This is a genomic window from Microcystis sp. M079S1, from assembly GCF_020246425.1.
In the GTDB taxonomy this organism is placed as follows: Bacteria; Cyanobacteriota; Cyanobacteriia; order Cyanobacteriales; family Microcystaceae; genus Microcystis; species Microcystis aeruginosa.
In genome coordinates this window covers 1-10209 of the sequence record NZ_JADBSZ010000039.1, presented here as the reverse complement: position 1 = coordinate 10209, position 10209 = coordinate 1, and the positions used below count along the sequence as shown (strand labels likewise).

At 45.3% G+C, this 10209-nt stretch carries 5 protein-coding genes; all 5 read left to right on the top strand.

What is annotated here, in order from left to right:
- Positions 1–66 precede the first annotated feature (66 nt).
- The 5 genes from rbp (at position 67) to IM456_RS02255 (ending at position 10013) form a co-directional block, all read left to right on the top strand.
- Complete coding sequence (rbp, locus tag IM456_RS02275; RefSeq protein WP_287712733.1) at positions 67–360, top strand: RNA-binding regulator; 294 nt, start codon at positions 67–69, stop codon at positions 358–360.
- Positions 361–558: 198 nt separating this feature from the next.
- Positions 559–3081, top strand: a complete 2523-nt coding sequence (locus tag IM456_RS02270; RefSeq protein WP_149985953.1) for a glycogen/starch/alpha-glucan phosphorylase — start codon at positions 559–561, stop codon at positions 3079–3081.
- A gap of 81 nt (positions 3082–3162) precedes the next feature.
- Positions 3163–3957 (top strand): sulfotransferase, encoded by a 795-nt coding sequence (locus tag IM456_RS02265; protein WP_149985952.1) that lies wholly within the window; start codon positions 3163–3165, stop codon positions 3955–3957.
- A 176-nt stretch (positions 3958–4133) separates the two neighbouring features.
- The gene (locus tag IM456_RS02260; protein WP_287693324.1) at positions 4134–8219 is read left to right on the top strand and encodes a twitch domain-containing radical SAM protein; all 4086 of its coding nucleotides are present in this window, start codon (positions 4134–4136) and stop codon (positions 8217–8219) included.
- Positions 8220–8279: 60 nt separating this feature from the next.
- Entirely contained in the window at positions 8280–10013 is a 1734-nt protein-coding gene (locus IM456_RS02255) for a radical SAM protein (protein ID WP_149985950.1), read from the top strand.
- The last annotated feature ends 196 nt before the right edge of the window (positions 10014–10209 follow it).

The window sequence follows — 10209 nt, the reverse complement described above, 5'->3', positions numbered from 1 at the left end:
GTTCGGCTTCTCCCTGAATTTTGTGTCTCCACACCGTTTCGAGTATTGATCGAGGATTCAAGTATTATGTCTATTTTTGTTGGTAATCTCTCTTACGAGATTTCCCAAGAAGATCTGGTCGATGTCTTTAAAGAGTACGGCCAGGTTCAAAGGGTTCATATTCCCGTGGATCGCGAGACACAGCGCAAACGCGGTTTCGCCTTCGTGGAAATGGAAAGTAAAGCCCAGGAAACTACCGCAATTGAGGCACTGGATGGTGCTGAATGGATGGGGCGATCAATTAAAGTTAACCAGGCCCGCGAGCGTGAAGAGCGCGCGCCCTTCAATGGTGGTGGTGGTGACAGAAAAAAACGCTATTAAGCTTTTTTTGTAAATAATTGTGGGAGGGTGGATAGGGTTCACCCTTTTTTCGTCGACAATTGCGATCGCCGTTCCCCTCAAAACCAATAGAAATCTAAATGTCTGAGTCTCTCCAAAAGGTAACAAGTAAACTATAAAGGAGATCGTCATCAGATCTGATCGGCGATCGACTCCCGAATATATGGACAACAAAAACCGATGGAGACAACCTATACCCTAGCTGATGGGCGTGAAGCACTTCAATGCCCCACTTTAGTCGAAGACGATCGCACGGGCATGAGTCCCGAAACCCTAAAACGGGCTTTTCTGGACAATTTGTTTTATTTGCAAGGGGTTAACCGCACCAATGCCAGTCCCTACAATTACTATGTCGCCCTTGCCTACACCGTTCGCGATCGCCTCCTGCGTCGTTTTCTGAAATCCACCGACACCTACAAACAGGAAAAAGTTAAACTCGTCTGCTATTTCTCCGCCGAATTTCTCATGGGGCGGTATTTAGGCAATAATCTCGCTAATTTGGGTATTTACGACCTAATCAAAGAGATGATCGAGGAATTAGGTCTTGATTTTGAGGAAATTATCGAACAGGAACCGGATCCCGGCCTCGGAAACGGCGGTTTAGGGCGTTTAGCGGCTTGTTTCCTCGATTCCCTCGCTTCCCTAGAAATTCCCGCCATCGGTTACGGTATCCGCTACGAATTTGGCATTTTTCATCAAATCATCCAAGACGGTTGGCAGGTGGAAATCCCCGATAACTGGCTACGCTTCGGCAATCCTTGGGAATTACCCCGTCCCGATGAAAGTGTGGAAGTAAAACTGGGGGGCCGGACGGAAATCTATCACGATGATAAGGGACAGGAACGGGTACAATGGCTGCCGGAACGTCGGGTTTTAGCCATTCCCCACGATACCCCCGTCCCAGGGTACAAAACCAACACGGTTAACGCTTTGCGTCTCTGGAAAGCAGAAGCGAGTGAATCGTTTAATTTTGAGGCTTTTAACGCCGGATTATACGATCAATCCGTGGCCGAAAAAATGGACGCAGAAACCATTTCTAAAGTCCTTTATCCCAACGATAACACCCCCGCTGGTCGCGAATTACGTCTCGCTCAACAATACTTTTTTGTGGCCGCTTCCCTGCAAGATTTAATTCGCATTCACCTAAAAAGCCACAAAAATCTGCAAAATTTCCACGAAACCGCCGCTATTCAACTGAACGATACTCACCCCGCCATTGCGATCGCTGAGTTAATGCGCTTGTTAGTGGATGAAAACGGCTTAGAATGGTCAAAAGCTTGGACAATTACCCAAAAAACCTTCGCTTATACCAATCATACCCTATTGCCGGAAGCCCTGGAACGTTGGTCGGCGGATTTACTTGGTAAACTGCTGCCCCGACATCTAGAAATTATCTATCTGATCAATCACTTTTTCCTCGACGATGTGCGGACTTGGTTTCCCGATAACGAGGAATTATTGGGCAAATTGTCGATAGTTGAAGAAGCTGGTTGGGGTAATAAACAAATTCGCATGGCTAATTTAGCCTGTGTGGGTAGTCACTCGATTAACGGAGTCGCCGCTTTACACACAGAGTTACTGCAACAAGACACCCTGAAAGAGTTTGCCATGCTCTGGCCGGAAAAATTCTACAATAAAACCAATGGTGTCACCCCGCGCCGGTGGATTTTATTGAGCAACCCCCAATTATCGGCACTATTTACCGAAAAAATCGGCGACAATTGGTTAAAAGACCTGAAAGAATTGCGAAAACTGGAACAATACCTTGATGATCCTGAATTTCGTCAGCGTTGGTATGAAATTAAACAGGCGAATAAGGCCGATTTAGCGGCTTATATGCTGAAAACCCGCAATATCGAGGTGGATGTTAATTCGATTTTCGATGTGCAGGTAAAACGGATTCACGAATACAAACGCCAACATCTGGCAGTTCTGCACATTATCGCCCTTTACAATCGCATTAAACAGAACCCTCACATCGATATCGTGCCGCGCACTTTTATCTTTGGTGGTAAGGCAGCCCCCGGTTACTTTATGGCGAAGTTAATTATTAAGTTAACTAATGCTGTAGCTGAAATTGTTAATAAGGATCCTGATGTCAGAGGTCGTTTAAAATTGGTTTTCCTGCCTAACTTTAACGTTTCTTTGGGTCAGCGCATCTATCCTTCGGCTGATCTTTCCGAACAGATTTCCACGGCGGGTAAGGAAGCTTCCGGAACTGGTAACATGAAGTTTGCCATGAATGGCTCCCTCACCATCGGGACTCTGGACGGTGCTAATATCGAAATTCGCGAGGCAGCAGGGGCAGAAAATTTCTTCCTTTTTGGCTTGACAGCAGAAGAAGTTTATGCTAAAAGGGCACACGGTTATGAACCGATGAGCTATTACAAAAATAATCGCGAATTGAAGGGAGTGATCGATCGAATCAAGAGTGGTTATTTTAGCCATGGTGACCAGGAATTATTCAGGCCGATCGTCGATTCTCTCCTCTACGATGACCAGTATATGCTTTTAGCTGATTATCAATCCTACGCTGATTGTCAAGAACAGGTAAGTGAAGCTTATCGCGATCGGGACAAGTGGACGCGGATGTCCATTCTCAACTCGGTTCGCATGGCGAAATTCTCTAGCGATCGCACAATCTGGGAATATTGTCAAGAGATTTGGAAAGTTAATCCAGTCAAGATTAGTTTAGAGGATTAAAAAACTCGGTCAAGTTCGGGTTTAGTCTTTGACTGGCCCGAATTTTGGAACCGTAGCCCCCAAAAATGCTTGATGAAAACGATGAAATTTATTATTCTTTGCTATCCAAGAACTGGGTCAACACTTTTGATTACAGCCCTAGGCGCTCATCCGCATCTGCGTCAAGGAATGGAATTATTTAATCCAGAACTAGAGGGAGATGATCCTTGGGTTCATTGGCGCCAAGAGACTTTTAATCAGCTTTACGGTGAACAGGAAACCTACCTCAACCCTCAGAAGAATCTCGATGGTGAGCGATTTGATTTAAGTTTGCTATCAAGGGAATTTTTTCGAGTTTTTGACGGTACTAAAATTATGTACGATCAACTTGATCGACGGTCTCCCGTCTGGGATCATTTAAGATCGATGGGGGATTTAAGAATCATTATTTTAAGGAGAAATATTGTCGAGGCGGCTGTGAGTTTTCGGATTGCCATGGCAACTAATATCTGGTTTGTTCCCAATGAAAAATCCTATATTTGGTACGTCCCCGGCCAAGATACTAAGCCACCTTCCCTCTCTTTAGAATATCCCCTCTGGTACTTCGACTGGTTTTACAATTATTATTGCGCTGCGGAAGAATTTTTTGTCAATCTATTTCAGGATCAGGCCAAGATGGTGGTTAATTACGAGGATATGATAGCTAATTGGGAGCAAACTATCCAAAACTTGCAAGTTCATCTGGGGGTCGAGCCGATCGCTATTCCCATGATGTTCGATAAGAGAACCCATGGTACCATCAAAGAACTTATTTCTAACTATGATGAGATCAGAACATACTATTACCATCATCCAGTTTTAGCCGCTCATTTTCAAGCAGTTTCATCATTATCGTAACCTGTTGAGAAAATAACAATTATTAAATTTTTAAAATATTCTGTTGTTTCGGCTGCCAATTTACTTTAGATTTAAGTACAGCGTTTCTCCTCAAGATCAAGTGCGACCTAATTGGGTATCGAAGACCGACTCCCCAAAACGAAAACTTTGTACCTCACCATTAAGATAAATACTATATGCTTCCCAAAACATTTTGTATTCTACCTTTCTGCCAAGCCATGATTACTAACGATGGCAAGGTGAAATTATGCAGTCTGAATCATGGAACTAATCTGGTATCAGAAGGGCGAATTCTCTCCTTGCATCAGTCTTCTTTAGAAGATATTTGGAATTCCGAGTATTTTCGTCAGCTGCGGCGGCAAATGCTGGCAGGAGAGAAGATAGCCAGCTGTGCCAAGTGTTATACCCTTGAAGCTGAAGGCAGCACAAGCATTCGTCAAGTGATGAACCGTTACCCTAGTCAGAGGATTCCGGTTGCCGGGGAGGAGCAGATAATGGCATGGGCAGCGGCGATCGTTGATGAGCGTGGGGGGCAAGCACCACCTCCCTCAGCCTTACATCTGTGGCTGGGCAATCTTTGCAATTTAAAATGTCGGATGTGTTCGCCGATGTTTAGTTCCCAGATCGCTGGCGATCCCATACAAGCGCAATGGTTTGATGATCGTCCGCGCTCAGAAACTCTGCTGCCAGTCTACCTCAAGGGCGTAGAATACACTGGTTTCGGTGAACTGAACAAGCAGGGTGAAAAGTTGACCCGACCAGTAATCTCACAAAAAGTGACGATTTCCCTGACCGCTAAGGGAGAACCAGTGGATTTTATCGAAATCTCTGGTCAGAAACAGAGCAAGCAACTGTATCACTTATTGGTCATGACAGAAGACCAACTGTTGGGCCGACAATTATTAGCTGGAAGTGGTGAATGGCGAGTGGTCGTCAAACCCGATCCAGTCTGGAATCCTAGTTCTCGCCTTGAATTCTCCCTGCATTTTCTGCCCGTATTTCACCTTCCGCCCTTAACCAGCACTCGCACAGCGAAACTAAATATCTATCGTTGGGGTTCTCCACTGGGTATTGATATCGATAACTTGAGGATTGTCAGCAAACCACAGAGCGGAAAGAGACAACCAAAGGAATTTTTAAGCCGTATTTCTGAAAATCCCCATTGGTCTTCCAATGAAAAGCTGATTTTTGAGGAAATCTTAGCCCATCCAGAAAGCCTCAAGCATATCAACTTTACGGGAGGAGAGCCGTTTATTCAGCCAGCTTTTGCCACTATTCTCAAGAAATTGATAGAAACCGATCACGCCCAACACATCTCGCTATACATCAACACGAACGGCACTGTCTATAATCGTCGTCTTTCGGAAATGCTGCGTCAGTTTTTATCCGTAGAACTGGCTTGTAGTGTGGAGGGAGTCGGTCAGTTACAGGAATATATCCGAACGCCTTCTCGGTGGGAAATGATCTCCCGTAATATATTATCCTTCCAGAAAGACCATATTCCCTTATCTGTTCGTCCCACTGCCCAAGCTTATAATATCTTCGGCATTTTAGAGCTGGTGCGTTGGTGTCAAGAACAGGGTCTGAGATACATCTTAAACAATCTCATTTGGGAGCCAAGGTTTTTATCCCTAGATATGCTGCCGCAACTGGTCATTGATGAAGCTCGACAGGATTGGCAGCAATACTTAGAGCAAGAGTGTGATGAAGATAATCGATGGCACATAGAAACAATAATCGCCGCTTTACAACGACCACGCCCCGAACCGAGGGAATTAGCCGTTTTACAAGACGAATTTATTCGCTATACCAACGATATCGATCGATCAAGAGGACAATCCCTCGCCGTCGCCTGTCCTAGACTTTATGATCGTCTCATCGCTGCCGGTTGCGACTTTGGCTCTAAGTACCGTTTCAGCCAACCAAAGATGACTGATGCCAGTATCGTTATTACCACCTGTGAAGTCAATCAACACCATGGTACAGGTGCATTAGTCAAAAAAATAGTTGCTGACACTGCCAATATTCTGTCGATTCGTTCTGTGGATTTGTATGGGGGAGAACAGGACTTGGGGGCAATCGCTCTTTGTCTATCTAATCGTGGTTTGTCAAGACCAGAAGCGGTGAAAAACACTGTCCATGCCGTCAGAATTTTCCATGAATATAAGGTGACGCGCCTTCTTTGTGTTCCTTACCTGGCCGAGGATTTAATCACAGCGATCGTACTGCAAGACTTGTATCAAGTTCCCTTGGCCGCTTACATTATGGACGATCAAAATATTGGCGTGAATAATATTCCCGATCAATTGATGGAGGAATTTTTAGGTAAATGTTCCCTACGGCTAGTCACCCATCCCGAATTGCGAGCAGCCTACGAAGCCAAATATCAATTGGAGTTTTCGTTACTGCCCGCATTGGTATCAGAGCAGTTAATTTCCCCGACTCCCCAATTAGCCAATCTTAACTCCCGGTCGGCCAATGTAGGAGCTTTAATTGGTAGTATTTCCAGTCAGCAATGCTTTGATTTATTATGTAACACGATCAAGGCAGCAGGAATCGAACTTGATTGGTACAATGGCACGGTAGATTGGTATCAAGACAATCAATACCGTCAGCAAGAGGAGCATTCAGAACTAATTAAAAATCGAGGCATTAATCTCTGTGGTCTGTTGCCAGAAGAAAAACTGGCACAAATATTAAGAAACTATGCCTATTTAGTGCTGCCGACGGGTGCATTAGCAGAAGGCGATCATAACCCTCGATTGTGGCGAATGATTTTTGCTGTGGCTACGGCGAATATCCCGATAATTGTTTTGGGCCAGGAAACCACATCGGCAGCTCAATTTATCCGACGATTTCATCTAGGAGTTGTCTGTGATTATCAAGGGGAAAGTTTAAGACAGGCTCTAGAGCAGCTAAGAGACCCGAAAAATTGCCAACAGATGCGCCAAAATGCGGCGGCCATAGCCTCAAAATTATCAGCCAAAGGGATTAACCAATGGCTATGGGAATCGATCGATCAGGGCAAACCGCGGGATGGACGTTTTGAGGAACTGTTCGCAGACAATCTGGAACAGGAAGAAATAAATAGTCAAGAGTCGCCCCTCTGCCAAGAACCGATGACCAGTGAGGAAATTTTAGCTCACTGCTTTCCCCAGCGTCTTTGCCGCGGTTATGACGGGCATCTGGTAGATATTAATAACATTGATTACATCGATATGGTGTCTGGTTGGGGTTCCAATATTCTTGGTCATGGCTACCAACGGGTAGCGCGGGCTGTGGCCGAACAGATGTTCAAATACTCTAACCTTGGTATGGTCGGTCCGGAATGGCAAAACCTCTACGAGCTGCTGACTCGCTTGATCCCCTGTGCCGAAACCATGCACTTAGTTAAAAATGGCTCCGATGCAACGGCAGCGGCCGTTCGACTAGCTCGTTCGGTGACGGGAAGGGTTAAAGTGCTGCATCGAGGTTATCATGGTGTTCAGGATTGGTACATGGCCTCGATTCAATGTCCGGGGGTGCCGAGTAGCCATTACGGGCAAATTATTAGTCTTGATGTCTTAGAGGTGGAGGGCGTTCAACGGGCTTTTGTCGAGCATCCTGGGGAGATTGCCTGCCTGATTATCGATCCGATGGCTTGGCCAATTCCCGATCGAGAAACTATGTTAACTATTCAAGCAATCGTTCAAAAAGAAGGGGCGCTGTTGATTTTTGATGAAGTGGTCTCTGGTTTCCGGGTGGCCATTGGTGGCGCCCAAGAGTTTTGGGGCATTCTACCCGATCTGGCCTGTTATGGCAAGGCGATCGCTAATGGTCTACCTCTCTCGGTGTTAGTAGGTCGTGAGCAGTGGCTACAACAAATGTCATCGATTAATTACGGTCTGACTTTTAGCCTAGAAGCGGTTTCAATCGTGGCGGCGATCGAAACGATTAATGAGATTAGCGATCGTCAAGTCTGTCAAGACTTAGCAGCAAAAGGTCGTATTTTAAAAACCGCCTATGGCGAAATTTGTCGAACCCGTGGAATCGAGTCCGCCTTAGTGGGACATGATTGTCGCCCAGAGCTAAAATTTCGGGAAATTAACGGCTTTTCTGGCGATTATTGTCGCAATCTCATGAATTATGAACTGGCACGCCAAAAAGTATGCACCTATGGCACTTTTAACCTCTGCTATCGCCACACCCAGGACGATATACAAATGGTCATCTGCGCCCTAGAAAAAGCCCTCGCTCGCCTCGCCTTGACCCTCAAGGGTTAGAATCAGTGATCGGTAATCAGTGATCACTCCCGACTCGAAAAATTCCCCACTCCTTTTCCGATGCTACCAAAAACCTTTTGTATCCTCCCTTTCTCCCAGATGACCATTGTTAATGATGGGAAAGCGCAATTGTGTTGTCGCACCGATCTCAATCCGATGTCAGAGGGGCGTTGTCTGTCGTTACACTGGGCTACCTGCGAGCAGATTTGGAATTCCGACTATCTGCGCTCGGTGCGAAGCCAAATGCTGGCTGGGGAAAAAATCCCCGACTGTAGCCAATGTTATAGCACGGAAGCCGATGGTGGGACTAGCCTTCGCCAGATTATGAATACCCAAGCTGAACAACTGTGGCGGGTTTCAGGAGAAGAGGGCATCTTGGACAAGGCGACGGCGATCGTTCGTGAGGGGGGCAAAGCACCACCGCCCTCGGCCTTGCACCTGTGGCTAGGTAATCTTTGTAATTTAAAATGTCGAATGTGTTCGCCGATGTTTAGCTCCCAGATTGCGGCAGATCCCATACAAGCACAATGGTTTGGCGATCAAATCCGTGCGGAGATACTTTTACCCGTTTACCTCGATGAAGTCAAATATACAGGTTTGGGTGAACTAACTCGGCGTGGCGAAAAGTTAACCCGTCCAGTAAAAAGGGGAAAAGTCACCATTTCCTTACCTGCAAACGGAGCGGCCATCGATTTAATTGAAATTTCTGGCTGGAAAAATTGTCATCAACCCTGTTATTTATCAGTAATGGCAGGAAAACGAGCAATAGCCCGACAATTATTATCGCACGGTCAGTGGCAAATAGCGATCAAACTCGCTCCCACTAAGGAAGCCATCTCTAGCTTAGAATTATCCCTACATTTTCTGCACCGATTGCAGCCGCAATCCTTACTCAGCAATTATCAAGGAGAACAAATCTGTAGTTGGGGTTTACAACCCTGTATCGATATCGATAACTTGCGGATTGTCAGCCAGACAAAGAGGGGTAAGGGACAAGAGAGAGAGATTTTAAGCCGTATACCCGAAAATCCCCGGTGGTCTTCCAATGAAAAGCTGGTTTTTGAGGAAATATTGGCTCATCCGGAGAGTTTAAATTTACTCCTATTTGCTGGGGGTGAACCATTAATCCATCCCATGTTTCCAGCTATTCTCAAAAAACTAATCGACACTGATCACGCAGGACACATCTCGCTTTACATCAGCACCAATGGCACTGTCTATAATCGTCGTCTTTCGGAAATGCTCAAACAGTTTTTATCGGTAGAACTGGCTTTTAGCGTGGAAGGGATCGGTCAACTACAAGAATATATTCGTTATCCCTCTAGATGGGAGAAGATCGCTCGTAATATTTTCGCATTTCAAAAAGACCAGATATCCTTATCCGTCCGTCCTACTGCTCAAGCTTATAATATTTTTGGCATTTTAGACCTAGTACGTTGGTGTCAAGAAAATGCGCTGCGATTCTGTTTAGATAGCATTGTCTGGTCGCCGAAATTTTTATCCCTTGATATGTTGCCGCAAGTCCTCATCGATGAAGCTTTCCGGGATTGGCAGCAATTTTTGGCTAGTGAATGTGATCAAGATAATCGATGGCATCTAGAGACTGTGATTGCCGCTTTACAACGTCCTCGCCCCGATTCTGAAGAATTAATGACTTTGCAAGGGGATTTTATCGAGTTTACTAATGATATCGATCGCTCAAGAGGACAATCCCTAGCTTTAGCTTGTCCCCGACTTTATAATTGTCTCGTCGCTAACGGTTTTGACTTTACCGATAAGTATCGCTTCTTTTAGCTTTTTTATTGGCTGAGATTTTTGTCTCTACTTTGGGTTTGCTGAAAAAGTTTTTCGGCTCTTCGTTACTTGTTATGGTTCGATAGGGGGGCATAAATCGACTAAATCCTTATCTGGCAAAAGACTTAATTGATTAGTTCGCTCTAGAGCAAAAACAATTGACAAAAATCGCTAAATGCCTTTCTATATAAGGGTT